The 20,831-nt window shown below is 65.5% G+C and carries 21 protein-coding genes; 11 read left to right on the top strand and 10 right to left on the bottom strand.

The genetic code is table 11. The annotated features are described in order from the left end of the window. Window positions 1–103: 103 nt before the first annotated feature. Window positions 104–1,060, bottom strand: coding sequence for a ring-cleaving dioxygenase (locus JC607_RS11555; RefSeq protein ID WP_198837076.1), 957 nt, complete (start codon window positions 1,058–1,060; stop codon window positions 104–106). 117 nt (window positions 1,061–1,177) lie between these two features. Here JC607_RS11555 and JC607_RS11550 point away from each other — a divergent pair, with 117 nt between their 5' ends. Next, entirely contained in the window at window positions 1,178–2,119 is a 942-nt protein-coding gene (locus tag JC607_RS11550) for a LysR family transcriptional regulator (protein WP_198837075.1), read from the top strand. Here JC607_RS11550 and JC607_RS11545 read toward each other — a convergent pair. The 4 genes from JC607_RS11545 to JC607_RS11530 all read right to left on the bottom strand — a co-directional run bounded on the left by JC607_RS11545 (window position 2,116) and on the right by JC607_RS11530 (window position 6,499). Then, window positions 2,116–3,612 carry a VOC family protein gene (locus JC607_RS11545; protein ID WP_198837074.1) on the bottom strand — a complete coding sequence of 499 codons (1,497 nt, stop codon included), beginning with the start codon at window positions 3,610–3,612 and terminating at the stop codon, window positions 2,116–2,118. The two genes, JC607_RS11550 and JC607_RS11545, sit on opposite strands and share 4 nt — an antisense overlap. A gap of 21 nt (window positions 3,613–3,633) precedes the next feature. After that, the gene (locus JC607_RS11540; RefSeq protein ID WP_198837073.1) at window positions 3,634–4,254 is read right to left on the bottom strand and encodes a glutathione S-transferase family protein; all 621 of its coding nucleotides are present in this window, start codon (window positions 4,252–4,254) and stop codon (window positions 3,634–3,636) included. A gap of 113 nt (window positions 4,255–4,367) precedes the next feature. Further along, entirely contained in the window at window positions 4,368–5,063 is a 696-nt protein-coding gene (locus JC607_RS11535) for a DNA alkylation repair protein (protein ID WP_233092868.1), read from the bottom strand. Window positions 5,064–5,395: 332 nt separating this feature from the next. Continuing rightward, window positions 5,396–6,499: a class II histone deacetylase gene (locus JC607_RS11530; RefSeq protein ID WP_198837072.1), complete on the bottom strand. Its 1,104-nt coding sequence runs from the start codon at window positions 6,497–6,499 to the stop codon at window positions 5,396–5,398. 68 nt (window positions 6,500–6,567) lie between these two features. On the opposite strand from JC607_RS11530, the gene JC607_RS11525 reads away from it, so the two are divergent. After that, a complete protein-coding gene (locus JC607_RS11525) occupies window positions 6,568–6,819 on the top strand; it encodes a DUF167 domain-containing protein (RefSeq protein ID WP_198837071.1) in 252 nt (83 codons plus the stop codon). A 164-nt stretch (window positions 6,820–6,983) separates the two neighbouring features. Here the strand turns inward: JC607_RS11525 and JC607_RS11520 are convergent, their stop codons facing one another. Then, complete coding sequence (locus tag JC607_RS11520; RefSeq protein WP_198837070.1) at window positions 6,984–7,229, bottom strand: hypothetical protein; 246 nt, start codon at window positions 7,227–7,229, stop codon at window positions 6,984–6,986. A 295-nt stretch (window positions 7,230–7,524) separates the two neighbouring features. Between JC607_RS11520 and JC607_RS11515 the strand changes: the two genes are divergently transcribed. Both JC607_RS11515 and JC607_RS11510 read left to right on the top strand, forming a co-directional pair. Continuing rightward, window positions 7,525–8,280: a M48 family metallopeptidase gene (locus JC607_RS11515; RefSeq protein ID WP_233092867.1), complete on the top strand. Its 756-nt coding sequence runs from the start codon at window positions 7,525–7,527 to the stop codon at window positions 8,278–8,280. A gap of 4 nt (window positions 8,281–8,284) precedes the next feature. Beyond that, entirely contained in the window at window positions 8,285–8,674 is a 390-nt protein-coding gene (locus tag JC607_RS11510) for a YigZ family protein (RefSeq protein WP_198837069.1), read from the top strand. A gap of 29 nt (window positions 8,675–8,703) precedes the next feature. On the opposite strand, the gene JC607_RS11505 is transcribed toward JC607_RS11510, so the two are convergent. Beyond that, window positions 8,704–10,362 (bottom strand): hypothetical protein, encoded by a 1,659-nt coding sequence (locus JC607_RS11505; protein WP_198837068.1) that lies wholly within the window; start codon window positions 10,360–10,362, stop codon window positions 8,704–8,706. A 108-nt stretch (window positions 10,363–10,470) separates the two neighbouring features. After that, window positions 10,471–11,832 carry a 30S ribosomal protein S12 methylthiotransferase RimO gene (gene rimO / locus JC607_RS11500; RefSeq protein WP_198837067.1) on the bottom strand — a complete coding sequence of 454 codons (1,362 nt, stop codon included), beginning with the start codon at window positions 11,830–11,832 and terminating at the stop codon, window positions 10,471–10,473. A gap of 252 nt (window positions 11,833–12,084) precedes the next feature. Between rimO and JC607_RS11495 the strand changes: the two genes are divergently transcribed. Both JC607_RS11495 and JC607_RS11490 read left to right on the top strand, forming a co-directional pair. After that, window positions 12,085–14,133: an AsmA family protein gene (locus JC607_RS11495; protein WP_198837066.1), complete on the top strand. Its 2,049-nt coding sequence runs from the start codon at window positions 12,085–12,087 to the stop codon at window positions 14,131–14,133. A 138-nt stretch (window positions 14,134–14,271) separates the two neighbouring features. Then, entirely contained in the window at window positions 14,272–14,589 is a 318-nt protein-coding gene (locus tag JC607_RS11490) for a hypothetical protein (protein WP_198837065.1), read from the top strand. Window positions 14,590–14,676: 87 nt separating this feature from the next. Here the strand turns inward: JC607_RS11490 and JC607_RS11485 are convergent, their stop codons facing one another. Next, window positions 14,677–15,327, bottom strand: coding sequence for an OmpA family protein (locus JC607_RS11485; protein WP_198837064.1), 651 nt, complete (start codon window positions 15,325–15,327; stop codon window positions 14,677–14,679). Window positions 15,328–15,617: 290 nt separating this feature from the next. Here JC607_RS11485 and nth point away from each other — a divergent pair, with 290 nt between their 5' ends. Continuing rightward, window positions 15,618–16,259 (top strand): endonuclease III, encoded by a 642-nt coding sequence (gene nth, locus JC607_RS11480; protein WP_198837063.1) that lies wholly within the window; start codon window positions 15,618–15,620, stop codon window positions 16,257–16,259. Continuing rightward, complete coding sequence (locus JC607_RS11475) at window positions 16,256–17,245, top strand: adenosine kinase (RefSeq protein ID WP_198837062.1); 990 nt, start codon at window positions 16,256–16,258, stop codon at window positions 17,243–17,245. The genes nth and JC607_RS11475 overlap by 4 nt, the downstream gene beginning before the upstream one ends. A 288-nt stretch (window positions 17,246–17,533) precedes the next feature. On the opposite strand, the gene JC607_RS11470 is transcribed toward JC607_RS11475, so the two are convergent. Next, the gene (locus tag JC607_RS11470) at window positions 17,534–18,577 is read right to left on the bottom strand and encodes a zinc ABC transporter substrate-binding protein (RefSeq protein ID WP_198837061.1); all 1,044 of its coding nucleotides are present in this window, start codon (window positions 18,575–18,577) and stop codon (window positions 17,534–17,536) included. A 69-nt stretch (window positions 18,578–18,646) separates the two neighbouring features. Between JC607_RS11470 and JC607_RS11465 the strand changes: the two genes are divergently transcribed. From JC607_RS11465 to JC607_RS11455, 3 genes are read left to right on the top strand one after another with little or no spacing between them, the layout of a single operon-like run. Then, window positions 18,647–19,165 (top strand): transcriptional repressor, encoded by a 519-nt coding sequence (locus JC607_RS11465; RefSeq protein WP_198837060.1) that lies wholly within the window; start codon window positions 18,647–18,649, stop codon window positions 19,163–19,165. Further along, the gene (locus JC607_RS11460) at window positions 19,162–19,962 is read left to right on the top strand and encodes a metal ABC transporter ATP-binding protein (protein WP_198837059.1); all 801 of its coding nucleotides are present in this window, start codon (window positions 19,162–19,164) and stop codon (window positions 19,960–19,962) included. The genes JC607_RS11465 and JC607_RS11460 overlap by 4 nt, the downstream gene beginning before the upstream one ends. Beyond that, window positions 19,955–20,770, top strand: a complete 816-nt coding sequence (locus tag JC607_RS11455) for a metal ABC transporter permease (protein WP_198837144.1) — start codon at window positions 19,955–19,957, stop codon at window positions 20,768–20,770. The genes JC607_RS11460 and JC607_RS11455 overlap by 8 nt, the downstream gene beginning before the upstream one ends. Window positions 20,771–20,831: the final 61 nt, after the last annotated feature.

The following is a 20,831-nucleotide window of genomic DNA, read 5'->3' as shown; positions in this document are numbered from 1 at the left end:
CCCCCGCCCCCCCCCCCCCCCCCCCCCCCCCCCCCCCCCCCCCCCTCCCCGCCGCCCGCCGTGAGGCGGGCGGCCACCGCCTCTGGTTCATGGCGTGACCAGGTCACAGCGGTTTCAGCCTGGCCTCGATCTGCTCGCGCTTTGCTTCGAGGAAGGGCGGCAGCGACAGGCGTTCGCCGAGGCTTTCCAGGGGCTCATCCACGGTGAAACCAGGCGTGTCCGAGGCGATTTCGAACAGATTGCCCCCGGGCTCGCGGAAGTAGAGGCTGCGGAAATAATAGCGTTCCACCTCGCCGGAAGAGGGAATGCGGAATTCCCTGAGCCTTGCGGCCCAGTCCTGGATGCCTTGCGTGTCCGGGGTGCGGAAGGCGACGTGATGCACCGCGCCCGCGCCCTGGCGTGCCACCGGCAGCCCGGGCTGCACTGCGACATGCAGCTCCGCCGCCGGACCGCCCTGGCCCATCGCGAAGACATGCACCGCCCCTTCGCCATCCGGGCTCGCATATTCGCCGGTCTCGCGCATGTTCATCACCCGCTCCAGCACTGCCTTTGTCGGCGCCAGGTCGGCGACCGAGAGGGTGATCGGACCAAGGCCCCGGATCTGATGCGCCGCCTCGACCGGGCTCCGGTCCCAGGGGTTCGCCACAGCCGGCTCATCGGCGGTCAGCCGGAAACGCTGGCCTTCGGGGTCTTCGAAATCGAGGCTCACCCGCCCGTCAACCGTGCTGACAGCCCCGCTGACCAGCCCATGATCGCGGATCCGACCGGCCCAGAAGTCAAAGCTGTCGGGCGCGATCCGAAGGCCGGTCCGGCTGATCGAATGCACCCCGCGCCGTTCGCGCCCCACCGGCCAGTCAAAGAAGGTCAGATCGGTGCCCGGGCTTGCCAGCCCATCGGCATAGAAGAGGTGATAGGCCGAGGTATCATCCTGGTTCACGGTCTTTTTCACCAGCCTCAGGCCCAGGGTCTCGGTATAGAAACGTTTGTTTTCAGGGGCATTGGCGGTGATCGCCGTCAGATGGTGGATGCCGCCGAGTGTAAGGTCAGAAGAGTTTGCCATGATCGGCCTCCTTTCGTTGTCCTGAATATGCGTGCAGTGGCTGTTTCCTTCCAGCGAGGCATTGCCTGATCCGGTGTTCGCGCTTTACGAACAGCCCTGTCCAGGCGACAGTCAGTCATGCGCTACACTCTTGATGAAATCGACACTTTCCTGACCGTGATGGAGCTTGGCACCGTCACCGCAGCTGCCGCGCGGCTGAATCTGTCGAAATCGGTGATCTCGAAACGGCTGGGTGATCTGGAAACCGGGCTTGGCGTGGCCCTGTTTCGCCGCAATGCCGGCCGCATCACCGCGACCGAGGCCGCGCACCGGCTGGCCACCCGCTTTCGCCCGGCGCTGACCGATCTGCGCGCGGCGGCGGAATCCGCAGCCTGGGGAGGGACAGGCGATGGCGAGGGATTGCGTGGCACGCTCTCACTTGCCGCGCCGATGACCTTTGGCACCCTGCATCTGACCGGGATCATTGCGGATTTCGCGCGGCTTCACCCGGGGCTGGAGATCCGGGTTGATTACGACGACCGCGCCCGTGACCTTGCGCGCGAAGGGTTTGACCTCGCGATCCGGGTCGGGCAGTCGCCGGGCGGCGCGCTGATGTCGCGAAAGCTTTGCGAGGATCGCTCGCTGGTCTGTGCCAGCCCCGATTTCCTCGCCCGCCACGGCAGTCCCGCGAATGTGCAGGATCTGACCGGCCAGCCGGTGATCGGCTACAGCCATATTTCCAACGCGGATCTCTGGCAGCTGAGCGAGGGCGGCCGCATGGTCTCGCCCGCCGTGACCGAGCGGATCAGTGTCAATAATGGCGAGGCGATGCGCGATATGGCGGTGGCTGGCCTCGGCTTTGCCATGCTGCCCGGCTTTATCGCGGCACCGGCGCTGCAATCGGGGGCGCTGGTGGCGGTCTTAGGCCAATGCGGCACGCGCAGCCTGCCGGTGACGGCGCTCTGGCCGCCGGTGCAGCCGATGCCGCTGAAACTCAGGCGCTTCATCGACCATCTGCTGGGGCATTTCAACGGCGAAGCCCCCTGGCTCAAGATGATCCAGGGGGCGACACAGGGTTAAGCGCGGGCCCGGAGCCAGGCCCGGGCATGGGTCAGGTCGTCAGCGGCCAGCTCATGTCCGGCGGAAAGCGTCTCAGCGGTCAGATCGGCACCGCCCTGGCGCAAGGCGCTTTCCAGCGCCGGGGTCATGCGGGCGAAGGGATCGCGGGCGCCGTTCAGCATCAGGACCTCTGGTGCACCCAGATTACCACCAGGCGGCACTTCCAGCGCCTGCACCGCGCGCAGGAGCAGCGCGCGGTTCACCACGCCCGGATGCAGTTGCAGGATCGCGCCCAGCAGATTCGCACCATTGGAATAGCCGAGGAAAGAAAGCTTGCCCTCATCAAGCCCATAGCCCCGGATTGCACCTGCGGTGAAATCCGCAAAGGCCTCGGCCTCGGCACGGATATCCTCCTGGTCATAGGTCACCGCGTCAAAACGGCGGAACCAGCGGTTGATGCCTTCCTCGGTCGAGCGGCCCCGTACTCCCAGCAATGTGGCGCGCGGATGGATCTTATGCGCCAGCGGCATCAGATCGGTCTCATTGCCGCCGGTGCCATGAAGCAGCACGATGGTCGACCCATCGGGGTCTTCAGGCCGGTGGAAGCGGTGGATGAAGGCAAGATCACGCATCGGAAACCTTTCCTCGCCCGGGCGGGCGAATTGCGGCAGCATGACCCGAAGGTCATCTGCCCGCGCAGCATCAGAGGGCGGCACCATCAGGCGCTTGCCCAGCTGATCCGGCGCCTCATCAACGCTCATCCCCGGCCCGTCGGTGGCATATTCGATCAGCGTGCCAGCCGGTTCGCGGACATAGAGCGACAGGAAATATTTGCGGTCATGGACATGAGTGGGCCCGTAATCCTTCAGCGAGATCCGCATCGCCTGGACCGCTGCCACATCCGGGGCGCGGAAGGCGACATGATCGGCCACGCCCGCGCCCTGGATCGAGGGCACGAAGCCGGAAACTTCCCGGATATCAACCACATCCGTGTCAGAGCTGAGACGGCGGCTGGCGCCGTCGCGGGCGGTCTCAACATAGCCGAAGCGGGTGATGAAACCGGCGGTCTCATCGCCCTTATCGGTCAGGATGGTGACGCCCCGGACCCGCATCGCAGCCATGGTATCGGTGCCGGTCAGCTTCACGACCATCCCGTCCGGGTCTTTCAGCCGCAAGACCGGCTCGCCGAATTCCCGGCCCGGGCCTTCGACCTGGATCCGCGCCGACAGTGCCTTGGTCAGCCAGTCGCCGATCGTCTCTGACGGCACCGCCAGGGCAATTTCCGAGACCTGGCCGAGGCCCGTGCGACCCCGGCCTGCCGCCTCCCAGACCAGGAAGGTCAAAAGCGAGCCAGGGCTGCCGGTTTCGTCGCCATAGATCAGGTGGAGCTGTTCGGCATCCTCAAATCCGCCGGTCTGTTTGACCAGGTGCAGGCCCAGAAAGCCCATATAGAAATCGACATTGGCCTGAACACTGGCCGTGATTCCGGTGACGTGATGGATGCCCGTTGTCATTTCAGCTCTCCTTTCGCGGGGTTATTTCCCCGCTTCACGCGCGAGGATTTTCTGCACCTGTTCGTCAGCCGCCAGCCGGTCATGCAGCGCCTGAATATGGGGATAATCCTTCAGCCCGCCCGGAATTTTCGCACGGCCCCAGCGGATCATCGGGAAAGCATAGGCATCGATCACCGAGCGCCCGCCGTCGAGAAACCAGTCGCGCCCCGCAAGATGGTCGTTCAGGACCGCGAATTTCTTCTTCACCTGCGCGATCCCGGCGGCGGTGACGGCGGCTTTCGCCGCATCCGAGCCATCGGTCGTATAACGGTCGGGCATAAACACCGGCCAGAAGGCGGCATGGACATCCGAGGTCAGGAAGGCCGACCATTTATGCGCTTCGGCTTTGGCGCGCAGGCTGTCACCGCCGGAAAGTCCGGCCCCGGGGTGCTTATGCGCCAGATAGTCAAGGATCGCACCGGCCTGGGTCAAAAGCCAGCCATCGTCTTCGCGCAAGACCGGCACCGCGCCGGTCGGATTGACCGCGAGGATCTCGGGCGAGCCGGCGGTGACCCGCACGGCCTCATAAGGCGCGCCGATCCATTCCAGCACGATATGCGGCGCCAGCGAACATGCGCCCTGTTTGTAGAAAAGAGTGGTCATTCCTGCCTCCTGTCGAAACTGTCCTCCCCCATATGCCATTTCATGGCCGGAAGAGGCAGTCCCCGGAGGCGGAAAGCCGGGTTCGTGATTATCGAACGAGAGGTGGCGAGGTGTCAGTCCCGGGGCAGCCAGGTACGGGCAACCTTTTTCGCGAAACTCTTCAGCCCCTGGCCGGGGCCGGCGAGGAACGCTTCGGCGCGCGCCGCATCATGTTTCGAAAAATCGCGGATCCACCAGCCGACCGCCTTTTGCATGAACCAGTCACTTTCCGTAACATAGCGCCCGGCCCAGCCCAGCACCCGTTCGCGGATCTCGAGGTCTGCGGCTTTCGGGTTGCTCATCCGTGCCCAGGGCAGGGTGAAGACCAGCGCCGCGCGCCGCGACCACATATGCGGCGAGGTGGTCCAGGCCTCGACCTCGTCAAGACGCGACGGATCTGCGATCAGCCGGCGCCCGCCGGCATCGGCCACATGATCGGCAATCGCCCAGCCGTCAAATTGCGGCACCCAGGAGGCGATCAGCGCCCAGACGCCCTCATCCGGGCGGATCCGGGCCTGGACCATCAGCTTGGCCGCCGCGATCCGCGCCTCATGGATATTGCTGTCCCAAAGCCCGGAGGCCAGCGCGACCCTCTGGTCAATATCGATCCCCTGGCGCCAGGCCGTTGCCATTTCCGTCAGCACCGGCACCGGGATGCCAAGATAGTCGCGGGCGGTCTTGTGATAGCTGGCGGCCTCGGCGGCACGGGCCGGGTCGGCGGCGGCACGCAGCCCGGCAATCGCGGTCTCGACGGTGATCTGGTCTGTCATTTTCGGCTCCGGCCCCGGGGCTGTCTGCCGGGTAGCTTCTGCTATAACTGCCCATCCGCACGGGGACCAGATCGCGAGAGCCCCTGTCATCAGGATTGGATGCCCTGCCGGAAAGGGCGCGCGTGGTCGGGACGACAAGGCTTGCTGCGCTCTGACAGCGGCACCAGATCTGACACCCTCGTGACAGTTCTGCGCCGGCGGGCTGCATGGTGGGGCAGGCCGATCTCGCGGGGCGCCTCCCGTCCGGGGGACGCCCTTGCCCGGGAGCGCAGATGGGGCGCCCCGACGAAAGCGGGCGTCAGGGCGCGCGAGCAAGCCCGCAAGGCCGGGGCTCAGGCAGAATGCAGGGCGACAAGCTCGCGGATCCAGTCCAGGTGGAACGCATCCGCCCGCGCCGCGGGCTGCCGTTGCAGAAGTGTCGCGGCCAGCGGGTCGGGGGCGCTGATCTTGCTGCCTGAAAGCTCTTCAAGGACCGCATGGCCGCAAAACGGGACATGGACTTCGGAATAGCCGCCCTCATGGCTCAGGACGAGGCGCCCGCCGCACAGATCCCGCGCCGCGCCCATCACCATCCGCGTCATCTGCCGGAACGTCTCGGCCGTGGCCAGCATCCGGCCCAGCGGATCAACGCCCGAGGCATCAAAGCCGCAGGCCACCAGGATCACATCGGGGCGAAAGCGGTGCAGCGCCGGGATCACCACCTCTTCAAACACGGTCAGATAGGCGAGGTGACCGGCGCCGGGCGGCAATGGCAGGTTGATATTGGCGCCTAGCCCGGCACCTTCGCCGCGATCCGCCGCGTCGCCGGTATCGAGCGGGTAATTATGCTCCTGATGGATGGAAATCGTCAGCACATCGGGGTCGGCGTAATAAATCGCCTCGGTGCCATTGCCGTGATGCACATCCCAGTCCACCACCGCGAAACGGGTCGCTCGGCCCTCGGCTCGGGCGGCCTCGATCGCCACCGCGATATTGTTGATCAGGCAAAACCCGTTGGGCCAGTCGGGCAGCGCATGATGCCCCGGCGGGCGCGAGAGGGCATAGGCGTTCTGCAGGTCACCTGCCAGCACAGACCGCAGCGCGGCGACGGTCAGCCCGGCAGAAAGCGCCGCGATCTCATACCCGCCGCGCCCGAAGGGCGTGCGCAGACCGAGCTCGCCGCCGCCCGCATCCGAGGCCGCGCGGAAGGCATCAAGATAGGCCCGGGGATGCACCCGGGCGAGCTCCTGATCCGTCGCCGGATCGCTGCCGCGCTGGTCGAGATCGCGGATCAGCCCGGTCACCTCGATCAGGTTCTTCAGCCGGCGCTTGGTTTCCGGGTTCTCGGGCAAGCCGCCCATGGTTGGCTGTACAAGGCCCCCAACCGGCAGGGTCAGCGCATAATTGCCGCCGCCATGCCAGAAACACCGCTCATCCGAGAAAAAACCTGTGACCATCCGGGCCTCCTGTCTTGTGGCCAGAGTTGCGAAGCCGGATGCTGACCGCAAGGGGAAAGGACGCGAATATGACTTTGCCGGATCTGACCGGAATGGCAGTGAGCGGGGCGGAGATCGCGGTGCGGGTAACGCCCAATGCGCGGCGCACATTGCTGGAGCCCGGTGCGCCGGTCAGGATCAGCGTGACGGTGGTGCCCGAAGAGGGCCGCGCAACCCTTGCGGCGCGCGACCTGCTCGCAAAAGCGATGGGCGTGGCCAAATCGCGGCTCACCCTGATCCGGGGCGCCAAATCACGCGACAAGCTCTTCCGGCTGGACTGAAGCCCGCGGCCCCCATCGGGACGTGCCGCATCTGGCGGGTGTGGAACGCTCCGCGGGGAGTATTTAAATCAAGAGGAAAAGGCATTTCCCCTGACAGAAATACTCCCGCCGGAGGCTTCCTCAGCCCGACAGTCCCCTGAACGGCGCGAGAGAGGCACCCGGTCTCAGCGCTTGCGCGTATCGATCCGGTAGCTGCCCTCGGGAAGGTCGAGCGCGGCGGCCAGGTCGGCGATCTGCGCCATGGACAGGGTGATGCGCGAGGTTTCATCCGTTTCGGGATGGGTCTGTTCGACCGTCACGCATTCATCGAAAGCGGTGATGGTGACATCGCCGGTCAGCGGCATGCCATCACCCCCCTCATCGATCAGGGTGACAACCGTCGCGTCATATTCGTGCTCGATCGTGAACATGAGCGCAGCATGGCCGCTTTGCATGCGGGGGGCAATGTATCAGACCTCGCTTCGGCAATTATTTCCTTCCAGAGGGGGAGCCTTTTGCCGGCCCCCTGGTCTTGCGGTTAACTATTGGTGTGCAGGGACGCACGCGCGATCCGCATTCAGCCGGGGTGGCAATGTGCCCTTTCCGCCAGGGGAGAGATGCTGCTAAGGCTGAACTGTCTTTTCCAGATTGTCCGGCGCCATGGTTCTCGATTCCCCGTCCAAAACTACCCCTCTGGCCCTGATGCCCGGTCTCATGTGCGGTCTGATGGCCGCCCTGCGCCGTCTGGGCCGGATGCCGGTTCTCGCCGCGAGCCTCACTGCGGCCATGGTGCTGACCGGTTGTGTGGTTCCGGCGGCCTATCCGGCAGGGGGGGGGCCAGGCGGCACCATACGCCAGGAAGTCCTGACCTCGAACGGCAAGCCGCTTGCCGCCAATGATCCGATCCTCGACGTCGCCGCGCGTATGACCCCGGTTGTCATTCGCTATTGCCGCGAGAAGCTGCGCAGGGGCAATTGCGCCTTCCAGATCGCGGTAGACGAGGACCGCGCGCAGCCCGCCAATGCCTTCCAGACGCTTGACGACAATGGCCGCCCGGTGATCGTCTTCACCCGCAGCCTGCTCAATATGGCGAAAAACCCCGATGAGCTGGCCTTCGTGCTGGGCCATGAGGCGGCGCATCACATTGCCGGCCATATCCCGCGCCGTCAGGATCAGGCGATGACCGGTGCGATCCTTGTTGGTATCCTCGGCCAGTCCGCCGGGCTCACCGGCGAGGAGCTGAAACGTGTCCAGGAGATCGGTGCGGGGCTTGCCGCCCAGCATTATTCCAAGGAATTCGAGCTTGAGGCCGATGCGCTCGGGGCCGAGATCGCCTGGGCGGCGGGCTATGATCCGATCCGGGGCGCGAATTTCTTCACCCGTCTGCCCGATCCCGGCGACCGTTTCATGGGCTCGCATCCCGCGAATTCCGAGCGGCTCGCGGTGGTTCGCGCGACGGTGAAGCGGATCGCGGGCGGCTGAGCGGATGGCGGATCTGCCGGATGGGGGCTTCACGCTTGCTGATGTGATCCGTGACCGTGGGTCGCGCTATGCGGTGTCGGGCGGGCCGGTGGCAGGCAAGGCGGGTGCGCTGGCCTTTCTGGCTGCTTTGAAACGCGACAAGAAATTCGCCAAAGCCACCCATAATTCCTGGGCCGCCGATACGCTGGCAGACGGCCCCTTGCGCAATGATGACGGCGAAAGCGGTGCGGCGGCGATCATCCTCAGGATGCTTGAGCGCGAGGGGTTGCAGGACCATATCATCGTCGTCACCCGCTGGTATGGCGGGGTGCATCTGGGCGGCGACCGGTTTTCGCATGTCACCGCCTGTGTCCGGGCCTGGTTTGAGGCGCGGCGCGAACAGGCCGGGCGCTGACGCGCGCCCGGACCTGCAACTGCACGGCTTTACTCATAGCCGCTGTTGCCGAAATCCGGCAGCGGCAGTTTCAGTTCTTTGATCGGGCGCGTCAGGGTGCCTTCCGCTTCGCAGGCGCCCCGGCGGGCGGCGCGGTCGAGGTAATCGACGCGGTAGGCCTTGTCATGTTCGATCTCGCAGGCGGCGGTTTTGGTGCTGCTCTCTTTGCACAATCCGCGATGCAGGCGGATCGCATGCACGACGGGGCAGGCGATGGCGGTGTCAAACGCCTCTTTCGCGAAAGCGGGCGCGCCGGTCGTGTCGATGGCGTCGACATTGATCCGGTCCATATCGTTCCAGATCCCCTGGGCAAAGCGCTCATAGCGGCTGGCGACATCCAGCGCATTTCCCGAAAGCGCCAGCGCTGTCCGGAAGGCCGCCATCATCCCGGCCCCGGCCTCGACGGTCAGCCGGTCTGGCGGGGTGCTGTCGCGCAATTCCATGGCGAGATATTCCCACATATAGGGCTCGTAAGGGGCGAGGGTGACCAGCCGTTGCAGCCGTGCCACCTCGGCCGCTTTGTCGCGCGGCAGGTCGATAAAGCGGCTGTAGCCCAGCCCCTCATTGCAGTCGAAGACCTTGCGCCAGTTGCCCGGATCCTCGTCGGCGGCGCGGCAGATCGCCGCCAGATCACGGCGCAGAACCGTGTCGAGCACCGGCCCCGGCCCGTCACTGAGCGGGCTGCGGCCGTTCATATGTTCCAGCTGGATCGCCTGGCGCAGGGTCAGCTGCGATTTTTTGCCCTGGCGGGTCAGCCAGTCCTTCGCCCAGGCGCGATCCATGTCGCTGTCGGCGCGGCCATGGATTGCGTCATGACTGCGCCAGGCATCGAGAAAGGGGCTGTCATCTTTGCGCAGATCCGCGCGCGCCCAGGCCTGGATCGCGGCTTCATCTGTCGCAAAATAGCTTGTCTCAATGGCGCAGGCTGTGGCGTCGTACCCTGCGGGTGCCGGGATCTTTTCGGCCCAGAGCGCACAGGCCTCGCGCCCCCAGCCGCTTTTTCCGCCCCATTGCGGCGCCATGCCGACCGAGGCCCAGAGAAGCGTCTGACGGTTCGGCGTCAGCTCCATCATGCGGGTGAATTCCACAGGAGTAACAGAGGCATGACCGGTGGTATGCGCGACGCTCAGCTTCAGATCCGAGGCCGGAAGCGAGGCCGGATCAGCCGCAACCGCCGCCAAAGCGAGATCCCAGGCCTCGGCATGCAGGCTCTGAAACCGGGCGAGGGCTGCGGGCTGCACATCGTCGATATAGCCGTCACCGCGCAGGGCAAAGCCACGGCTGCGCAGCGTCCAGCCGCGCGCGGTCATGGCGTTGGGATTGGCGGGATCGGCGGCAAGCCAGGCCTTTGTTGCCCGGTCAATTGCCGGGTCGGTGCTGTTGAAAAGGGCGAAAATCGCCCGCGCCTGATCGCCGTTGCCCCCGTCACTGTCCCCCTCTCTGGCCGCCCGGATCGCGGTCTCAAGCAAAGCGAAATCTCCGGCCAGAGCAGCGCTGCGCAGGGTGCCGGGGGGGCTGTCAGGGGCGGTATCCGGCACCGGGATACTGTCCTGGGCCTGCAGCGCGACAGCGGTCAAAGCCAGCGCGCCCGCGATCAGCAGCGCGGTGGACAGGCGCCTGCCATGGGTAAAGGAATGATGCAAAAACATAGGAGAGCCTCCGTAATCCGGGCTCTCTGTGGCAAAAGAAGATGGCGCGAAAACGGCGTTTCGATGCCGAAACCGGTCTCGCCGCACCGCCGTCTCAGAGGGGGCGGTTCAGACCAGCCGGCCCCAGAGGTCATATTCCCCGGCCTCGTCCACCTCGACCGTGACGATATCGCCGGGCGTCAGCCCCTCGAACTCCTCGTCGATAAAGAGATTGCCGTCGATCTCGGGCGCATCTGCTTTGGTGCGGCAGGTGGCGCCGTCTGCGTCCACCTCATCGACGATCACCTCGATCCGGCGGCCGACCTTCGCCGCCAGTTTCGCCTCGGAAATCGCCTGGGCTTTTTCCATAAAGCGGGCGAACCGCTCTTCCTTCACCTCTTCCGGCACATGATCGGGCAGGCTGTTTGACCGCGCACCGCTCACATTCTCGTATTTAAACGCGCCGACCCGGTCGAGCTGCGCCTCATCCAGCCAGTCGAGCAGCGTCTGGAACTCTGCTTCGGTCTCGCCGGGATAGCCGACGATAAAGGTCGAGCGCAGCACGATATCGGGGCAGGCGGCGCGCCATGCCGCAATCTCATCCAGCGTCCGCGACGCCGCAGCGGGGCGTGCCATGCGTTTCAGCACATCGGGATGCGCGTGCTGGAACGGGATGTCGAGATAGGGCAGGATCAGCCCTTCTGCCATGGCCGGGATCAGCTCGCGCACATGCGGATAGGGATAGACGTAATGCATCCGGACCCAGGCGCCGAGCGCGCCGAGATCGCGCGCAAGGCTCAGGATCGGGAATTTCTCGTCGCGGCCTTTCCAGTCGGTGCCATAGGCCGAGGTGTCCTGGCTGATGACCAGGAGCTCCTTCACGCCCGCCTCGACCAGCTTTTCCGCCTCGCGCAAGACCGCCCTGGCCGGGCGCGACTGCAGCTTCCCGCGCATATCGGGGATGATGCAGAACTTGCACTTATGGTCGCAACCCTCTGAAATCTTGAGATAAGAGAAATGCCGCGGCGTGAGGCGGATGCCTGAGGCCGGCAAAAGATCAATAAAGGGATCGGGCGAGGGCGGCACCACGCCATGCACCGCATCCAGCACCTGCTCATATTGATGCGGGCCGGTCACCGCCATCACCTTCGGATGCGCGCCGGTGATATATTCCGGCTCGGCGCCCAGACAGCCGGTGACGATCACCCGGCCATTCTCGCGCAGGGCTTCGCCAATCGCATCGAGGCTCTCGGCCTTCGCGGAATCCAGAAAGCCGCAGGTGTTCACGATCACCGCATCGGCGCCCTTGTAATCAGGCGAGATCGCATAGCCCTCGGCCCGGAGCCGCGTCAGGATCCGCTCGCTGTCGACCAGCGCTTTGGGGCATCCGAGCGAGACCATGCCAATTGTCGGCTGCCCCTCACGGCGCGCCATTTCGGGGACGGTTGCACGGGCAAGGTCAGGGCGGAGGAGCGGAGGATTTTGCGACATGCGCGCGCCTATAGGCCATTCCCGCCCCCCTGGATAGGGGGCATGAACGCCTCACGCCTGGGGATATGCCCAATTCCTCTTGAGAAAAATACTCCCGCCGGAGGCTCCCGCATCGGGGCAGGGGCACAACACCGCCCCCGCTCCCGGCAATTTGATGCCAGAGCCGCGCCGCCGCGTGCTGCGCGTCTTGCCCGCAGAACCGCTCCGCTCCTAAACTCGTGATCAGAACATTATAAAAGACTGGAGACGGCGATGCGGTGGGTTTGGCGGGCACTTGCGGGTCTGGCGGTCCTCGTGCTGATCCTGGTGGCCGGGGTCATGATGATCCCGGCGGATCGGATCGCCCGGCTGGCGGCGGATCAGTTCGAAAAGGCCACCGGCCGCGCCCTGCAGATCGAGGGCGAGGTTTCGCCCCGGTTCTGGCCGGTTCTGGGCCTTAAAACCGGCCCGGTCACCATCGCCAATGCCGCCTGGTCCGACAGCACAGTGCCGCTCTTTGCGGCGGACAGTGTGACGATCGAACTCAATGCTTCGGCGCTTCTCGGGGGTGATGTGAAAATCCTCGGGATCACATCGCAACGCCCGCGTCTCCAGCTTGAGCGCAGCAAAAGCGGCGAGGCCAACTGGGAATTTCAGCCCGGGGCCGGGGCCATAACAGGCGGGGCGGGGGACACTGCCCCCGCCATGACTGGGCCCGCTGGCCCGACCGCCTTCACGCTGGAACGCGGCCTCATCTCCGGTGCGACACTGCGCTATATCGACCATGGTACGGGCCAGGATCTGGTGCTGGACGGGGTCGATGCCGAGATTTCCATCCCCGATTTCACCGGGCCCTTCACCCTGACGGCGCGCGCGGTCGCCTCTGGTCAGCCGCTGTCGATCAGCGCCGAAGGCGGGGTGTTTTCCGCCTTTGCCGATGGGCGGGTGGTGCCGCTGACGCTTGATCTGACCATCGGGCAGAACCGGATCGGCTTTGTCGGGCGCGGCGGCTGGGCGCCCCGGGCGGCCGAGGGCGCGCTGACCGCCAGTCTTTCCGATATCCCCGCCCTCGGGGCGGCGTTCGGAACGGCGGTCTCCGCCCCTCCGGCGGGCTTTGGCGCCGAAAGGCTTTCCGTCACCGGCCAGGTGGTGCTGGATGAAAAAGGCGCGCTCTATCTTCGCGGCGCCGAAATCCTCGCGGATAACAACCGCCTGCTCGGGGATCTTGATCTGAGCCAGGGCGAGGCGCGTCCGAAAATCTCGGGCAATCTGCGCGCCGATGCGCTGGATTTCCGCGGCCTCTCGGGCGGCGGTGACAGAATCGCACCCGGCGGCGGCGCGGCAGGCGGCATGGAGGCTGCGGGCTGGCCAAAGGATCATATCGATGTCTCGGCGCTTGGCCTCATCGACGCCAATATCAGCCTCGCCGCCAATTCGGTCGATCTGGGCGTGGTGAAATTCGGCGAAACCCGGTTTATGCTGACCATTGACCGCGCGCGCGCGGTGTTCGACTTGCGCCAGCTCGCGGCCTATGGCGGCGCGGTCAGCGGCGAATTCGTGGTCAACGGGCGGGGCGGGTTGTCGGTCGGGGGAACCCTTTCGCTTGTCGGGCTCGATTCCGCGCCGCTGATGCAGGATCTTGCCGGCTGGGACCGGATGATCACCAAGGCGAGCCTCAATCTGAAATTCCTCGGCATCGGCAATTCCATCGACGAGATCATGCGCAGTCTGAAAGGCGATGGCAGCCTGACGCTGGGCAAGGGCGAGCTTCGGGGGCTCGATATCGCGGGCATGCTGCGCCGGCTCGACACCTCTTATGTCGGCGAGGGGCAGAAGACGATTTTCGACGGGATCGCCGGCACATTCACCATTCTGGACGGCAATCTCACCACCAGTGACCTGAGCCTCGTCGCCCCCTACCTGACCGCAAGCGGCGCGGGTCGCATCGGGCTGGGCGGCCGCGATCTCGACATGAGGCTGCGCCCGACCGCCTTCCCGGGGGGCGGTGAGGGCACCGGCGGCGTGATGGTGCCCTTGCGGATCACCGGCTCCTGGGCCGATCCAACCTATCGGCTGGATCTCGAGGCCATCGCCCGTGAAAAAATGGAGGCCGAGGCAAAGGCCGCCGAGGAACGGCTGAAGGCCGAGGCGAAAGAGGCAGAAGCGCGGGCGAAAGCCGAGCTGGAGGCAAAGCTGAAATCCGAGCTCGGGATCGAGGCCGCCGCAGAGGAAAGCCTGCAGGATGCCGCCAAACGCCGCGCCCGCGAGGCGGTGTCACAGGAAGCGGGACGGCTTCTGGAAGGGATCCTTGGTGGCAACTGATCTGCTGGCTGAGCTGACAGCGGCCGAGACAGGGGTCTGGCAGGGCTGGTCACGGGAGATGCCACAGCAGACGGGGCGGCGCTGGATGACAGCTTTCCGGGAGTCTGTCCGAGCGGGTTTTCTGACAAAGCCGGCCATATGGGCCAGCTCGCTGAGGGCCCGGTGATGGAGCATTTCCGGCTTTCAGAGCTGCGCGTGATGCGCCCGGGCCGTATCGGTCTGCATGACCTGAACCCGCGTGATTCGGATGCGTCTGGCAAGGCGCCTCCCGGCACCGTTGCGCCGGGGCTGGACGAAGCTACGCAGCTTGCGCTCCTGGCCTGTCGCGCCGGTTTTCGCCGCACGGGCGCAACGCGCGAGGAGGCTTACTATGTCAGTTCGCTCTGGCGCCGGCAGGGCGGAGCCTGGATCAGTCTCTTCAGCCAGGATACGCCGGTCGCAAACATCCCGGGCTGATCCGGCAGACAGCGGAGCGGGAAAAACCTTCAGGACAACAGAAAAAGGGCCGGGAAACCCCGGCCCTTTTCCAAATATTACGCCGGCTCAGTTGGTCGGGCGGATATAGATTTCGACGCGGCGGTTCTTTGCACGACCATCGGCGGTCTGGTTCGAGGCCACCGGCACATCTTCGCCCCGGCCAATGGCCGAGATCCGGCCCGCCGGCACGCCATTATTGCGCAAAACGGCGGCAACCGAATTCGCGCGGCGCTGCGACAGGTCGAGGTTATAGGCCGCAGCCCCGGTCGAATCGGTATGGCCGATGATCTGGACCTGGCTGTTCGGATAGCGCGTCAGGCTTTGAGACACGGCGCGCAGATCGCCTTGCAGCGAGCCCGAAAGCGTCGCGCTGTCGGTCGCGAACAGCAGATCCTGCGGCATGTTCACCAGCAGGTAATCGCCATGATTGGTGACATTGACGCCCGGCGACATCTGCGAGCGCAGCTCGGCCGCCTGCTGATCCAGCGTCGCCCCGACGGCGCCGCCCGCAAGGGCACCAATCACACCGCCGACGGCCGCCTTGGCCAGACGGTTGTCGCCGCCCGAGCTGGCGCCCGCCGCCGCGCCGACCAGACCGCCCATGATGGCGCCTTGCTGGGAGCGGGCATTGGGATTGTCGGGATAGGCATTCGGATCGACGCAGCCCGACAGGCCGATGGCGCAAACCGAAGCAAGAAGAATAGAAATCCTGGTCATAGTGCTGCTCTTGTCTGACAGAGGTGTGGCCCGCGAAAGACCGGGCTTGTCCCATCCTATATCACCTGGACCGGATCGGTGACAGTGGGGTGACGCTGATATGTCCCATGCGCGGCTCTGTGCCGATCGGCCCGCATATTTCGGCTTTCCGATCAACAGGGATGAGGGATGGTTTTCCTCTTGATCCAAATACTCCCGCCGGAGGCATCCGCCCTCCGCCAGAGGGCAATCCCGCTGCAATCGGCGCAAAACGCTTGTTTCCCGCCCTCCTGCCATGGCAAAGCCCTGCCATGATACGCCAGCTCGATTATAATGCGATGCACGCCGTCTTCACCCGCTTCCGGGAAACCGAAGCCGAACCGAAGGGCGAGCTTGACCACTCCAACGCCTTCACGCTGCTGGTGGCGGTGGCCTTGTCTGCCCAGGCCACCGACAAGGGCGTGAACCGCGCGACGCGCGCGCTGTTCGAGATCGCCGATACGCCGGAAAAGATGCTCGCGCTTGGCGAAGAGCGTCTGATCGACCATATCAAAACCATCGGCCTTTTTCGCAACAAGGCGAAAAACGTCATCAAACTCAGCCAGCGCCTGATCGATGAATATGGCGGCGAAGTGCCGTCCTCGCGCGCGGCGCTGGTGACGCTGCCCGGGGTCGGCAGGAAAACCGCCAATGTCGTGCTGAATATGTGGTTCCGCATCCCGGCCCAGGCCGTCGACACCCATATTTTCCGCATCGGCAACCGCAGCGGCATCTGCCCGGGCCGCGACGAGACCGCCGTCGAGCGCGCCATCGAAGACAATGTCCCCGCCGAATTCCAGCAACACGCGCATCACTGGCTCATCCTGCATGGGCGGTATATCTGTGTCGCGCGAAACCCCAAATGCGGCATCTGCCCGATCAGAGACTGGTGCCTTTTCGAGGAGAAGACATGAAGAAATACCAGGTCGTGGGCATCGGAAATGCCATCGTGGATGTGCTCTCCACCGCAGATGACAGCTTTCTGACGCGCAGCGGCATCGAAAAGGGCATCATGCAGCTGGTCGAGCGCGAGCGGGGCGAGTTTCTCTATGATGCGATGGACAACCGTCGCGAGGCGCCGGGCGGCTCGGTTGCGAATACCATCGCGGGCCTTGGCAGCCTTGGCCTTTCGACCGGCTTTATCGGCCGGGTCAGCGATGATGGCCTTGGTCGCTTCTACGCGCAAAGCATGGCGGATGAGGGCACCGATTTCGTCAATCCACCGGTGCCGGGCGCAGAGCTTCCGACCTCGCGTTCGATGATCTTCGTCTCGCCCGATGGCGAGCGCTCGATGAACACCTATCTCGGGGTCTCATCCGAACTCGGGCCAGAGGATGTGTCGGATTCGGTTGCCGGTGGCGCCGGGATCCTGTTCCTCGAGGGCTATCTTTACGACAAGGACAAGGGCAAGGCGGCGTTTGAGCGCGCGGCAAAGCTGACCCGTCAGGGCGGCGGCAAGGCCGGGATCGCACTTTCGGACCCGTTCTGCGTCGACCGTCACCGCGACAGTTTCCGCAAGCTGGTGAAAGACCTCGATTACGTCATCGGCAATGAACATGAATGGGCCTCGCTTTACGAGACCGATCTGTCATCGGCGCTGGAACAGGCGGCGCAGGATGCCGGGCTGGTGGTCTGCACCCGCTCTGGCTCCGAAGTGATCCTGATCCGCGGCGATGAGCAGGTGGTGGTGCCGGTCACCCGCGTGGTGCCGGTCGATGCGACCGGGGCAGGGGACCAGTTCGCGGCGGGCTTCCTCTATGGTCTCGCGACCGGGGCCTCGCTCGAGGTGTCAGGCCGGATGGGCTGCGTTGCCGCAGCCGAGGTGATCGGCCATTTCGGCGCGCGCCCCGAGGCGGATGTGATCGGTCTGTTCCGCGCCGCAGGTCTGGTGTCCGGCTGACCACAGGAAAGCCGGGCGCATCCCCGCGCCCGGTTTCTTACAGAGAAATCGGGCCGCCGCCTGTTGCAGCGGTCCGGGCCAAGCGGGCAACCAATGCGGTTTCCGTGCAGGACAAGCTCGCGGGAGCTCCCCTTTTCTGGCGAGAGGCTGATCTGTGATGCCGCCGCCGATGATCAGCCCGACACCCCCGGGACCGGTCCGGTGCACTCCCGGCCGCAATGCCGGAACCGGCCGTCAGTGAGCCAGTCTGACAAAGCGAAAGCTGCATCTGGGGGCAGGCGCCTCTGATCAGGGTTGCGCGACAGGGCCTGCCGAGAGGCATTCGGCGAGATGCCGGGCGGTCGATGTCAGCAGCAGCGTATAGAGGTCCGGTCCCGGGTCCATCGCCGTCCCCACGGGGTCAAGCGCGGCGCCGATCCGGACACCGGTGTTTTCAGCCACCCGTTCCGCCAGAACCGGGTCCTGTCCGGCCTCGGGGAAAAGGCAGACCACCTCTCCGGCTGCGACTTTCGCGCGCAGTTCGGTGAGGTGTTTCGCGCCCGGCGTGCTGGCATCCCCCGGCGAAATTGCGCCGGCAGAGCTGAGCCCGTAATGCGCGGTGAAATAGCCCCAGGCGTCGTGAAAGCTTACGAAAGGCTGGTCTTTGACCGGGGCGAGCAGCGCCTGCGCCTCGGTATCGGCGGCAGTGATTTTCTTTGCGGCAGCGGTCGCATTGGCCTGATAGGCGGCTGCGTTCTCCGGATCCAGCCGGCCCAGTTCTGCCGCGATCACCCCGAGCCAGAGCCGGCCATTTGCGGGATCGAGCCAGGCATGCGGGTCGGTTCCCTCATGGGAGTGATCATGGCCATGGTCGTGACCGTCGTCCGCGGCCTCGCCATGGTCATGTCCGTCTTCATGGCTGTGCTCTTGATCATTTCCGTGGTCGTGATCATGCCCCTCTGCATCGCCGTTTGTGCCATAGTTCTGCAGATGCGTGCCCTTTGCCGCGAGGAGGCCGAGCACCGCCGCGCCGGACGGCCGCAGCGCGAGCGGCTGTTCAATCCAGGGCGTCAGCTCCGGCCCGATCAGCACCACCAGATCCGCCGCCGAGAGCGCGCGCGCCTGGGAGGGGCGGAGCTGGAAATGATGTTCGGACGCGCCGGGTTCCAGCAGAAGATCGGGCTGGCCGAGATCCCCCATCACCGCTGCGACCAGCGCATGGACCGGCGGGATATCGGTCACCACTTTCGGCACTTCGGCAAAGGCGGCGGTGGCAAGGGCCGCAGGAAGGAGAGCGGCGCTGCCAAGCAGGATGGCGGCGCTGGAAAGGGTGTTCGATATGATATAACGCATGAGACAGGTCTTCCGCTTGAGAGGCGTATGATCTATGTATGTAATACCATAACACGTCAAGGGGCCAATATGGCGCATGATCACGCATCAGATTGTCCGGCCTGCCAGGAGCCGGCTGCGGCCTTTGCCCGCCATGATCATGCCCATTGCGCCCAGGATGTGCTGGAACGCGCCGATGGGCTGGTTGCCCTCAGCGGTGCGCGGCTGACGCCGGTGCGGCGGCGGGTTCTGGAGATCCTGCTGGAGGAACATCGCGCCATGGGGGCCTATGATGTGCTCAAGCGCCTTGCAGCCGAGGGCTATGGCAATCAGCCGCCGGTCGCTTACCGGGCGCTGGAATTCCTTGTTGAACAGGGGCTTGCCCATCGGGTGCGGCGGCTGAACGCGTTTACCGCCTGTATGCATCCCGGCGAGGCCCATGCGCCCGCTTTCCTGATCTGCCGCCTCTGCAACACCGTGGCCGAGGCCCCGGCAGCGGCGGTGCGCGAGGCGCTGGACGCTGCCGCCGGCCTTCTTGGCTTCCGCGTTGAACGCTCGACCGTCGAGGCGCTCGGCCTTTGCCCCAGCTGCCAGGAGCAGGCGGCGTGAGCGCGGGCAGCCTGCTCAGCGCGACCGGTATCTGCATCCGTTTTGGCGGCGATGAGGTGCTGCATGACATTTCGCTTGGCGTCGAGCCTGGCGAGATCGTCACCATTCTTGGCCCGAACGGTTCGGGGAAATCGACGCTCCTGCGTGCGCTTCTTGGCATTCTGCCGCTGAGCAAGGGCAGTATCACCCGCGCCCCGGGGCTCCGGATCGGCTATGTGCCGCAGCGGCTGGTGATCGAGCGGACCATGCCGCTGAGCCTGCGGCGCTTTCTGTCGCTGCCCGCGCGTGTGACCGATGCGCGGGCCGCAGCCGCGCTGGCCCAGGTCGGGCTGGACGGCAAGGGGGGCTTGCAGATGGCCGCGCTGTCGGGCGGGCAGATGCAGCGGGCGCTGCTGGCGCGGGCGCTGCTGTCCAACCCGCAGCTGCTGATTCTGGACGAGCCGACCCAGGGCCTCGATCAGCCGGGCGAGGCGGCTTTTTACCGGCTGATCGAGGAGGTGCGGGCCGGGACCGGTGCTGCCGTCCTGATGGTCAGCCATGATCTGCATGTGGTCATGGCGGCGAGCGACCGGGTGATCTGCCTCAATGGTCATATCTGTTGTCAGGGCACGCCGCAGGTGGTCTCGACCGCGCCGGAATATCGCGCGCTTTTCGGCATGGGCACCCATGGAGCACTGGCGCTCTATCGCCATGAACACGATCATGATCATAACGGGCCGCAGGATCATCACTGCGGCCATGATCACGACCATCCGCATGATCATCACCACCATCACGGAAACGCCCCGCATGTTTGACGATCTGGTAACCCGCGCGACGCTTGCGGGGGCAGGGCTTTCGCTTGCGACCGGCCCGCTTGGCTGTTTCGTCATCTGGCGGCGCATGGCCTATTTCGGCGATGCGACCGCGCATGCCGCGATCCTTGGCGTGGCGCTGGCGCTGGCGGTGGATCTGCCGGTAAGCCTTGGCACCCTGGTCGTGGCGCTCGCGATGGCGGTGACGGTGGCAGCGCTGGCGGCCCGGGGCTGGGCGATGGATACGGTGCTGGGCGTGCTGTCGCATTCCGCGCTGGCCTTTGGCCTGGTGGCGGTCAGCTATTTCCCGACCGTGCGCAGCGATCTGTCCTCCTGGCTTTTCGGCGATATCCTCGCGGTTGGCACTGGCGACCTTGCCTGGATATGGATCGGCGCGGGGCTTGTGGCGGCACTGATCGCCTGGCGCTGGCAGGCGCTTTTGACCACGACGCTGAGCGAGGATCTCGCCCATGCCTCGGGCCTTAACCCCGCGCGGGAACGGCTGGTGCTGGTCGTGGCGCTGGCGGTGGTGGTTGCGGTGGCGCTGAAGCTGGTCGGTGCGCTTTTGATCGCGGCCATGCTGATCATCCCGGCGGCCAGCGCGCGCTGGCTGGCGCGCGGGCCCGAGGCGATGGCGGTGCTGGCGGTCGGGTTTGGCGTGGCCTCGGTCTTTCTGGGGCTGCAACTCTCGCTCTGGCAGGACACGCCGGCGGGGCCTTCGGTCATTGTCGCGGCGGCGGGGCTCTTCGCGCTGGCAGGGCTGATCCCGGGGCTTCTGGCCCGGATCAGGCCCGCATCCCGGCAGGGCTGAGGCTGGCAGGGCTGAGGCCGGCAGCGCTGCAGGAAAGCGCGGCATCTGGCTGAAAACTGCC

The organism is Paracoccus sp. IB05 (assembly GCF_016405985.1).
Lineage (GTDB): Bacteria > Pseudomonadota > Alphaproteobacteria > Rhodobacterales > Rhodobacteraceae > Pseudogemmobacter.
Note: the sequence above shows the minus strand (reverse complement) of the source record. Positions and strands in the feature narration are given on the sequence as shown.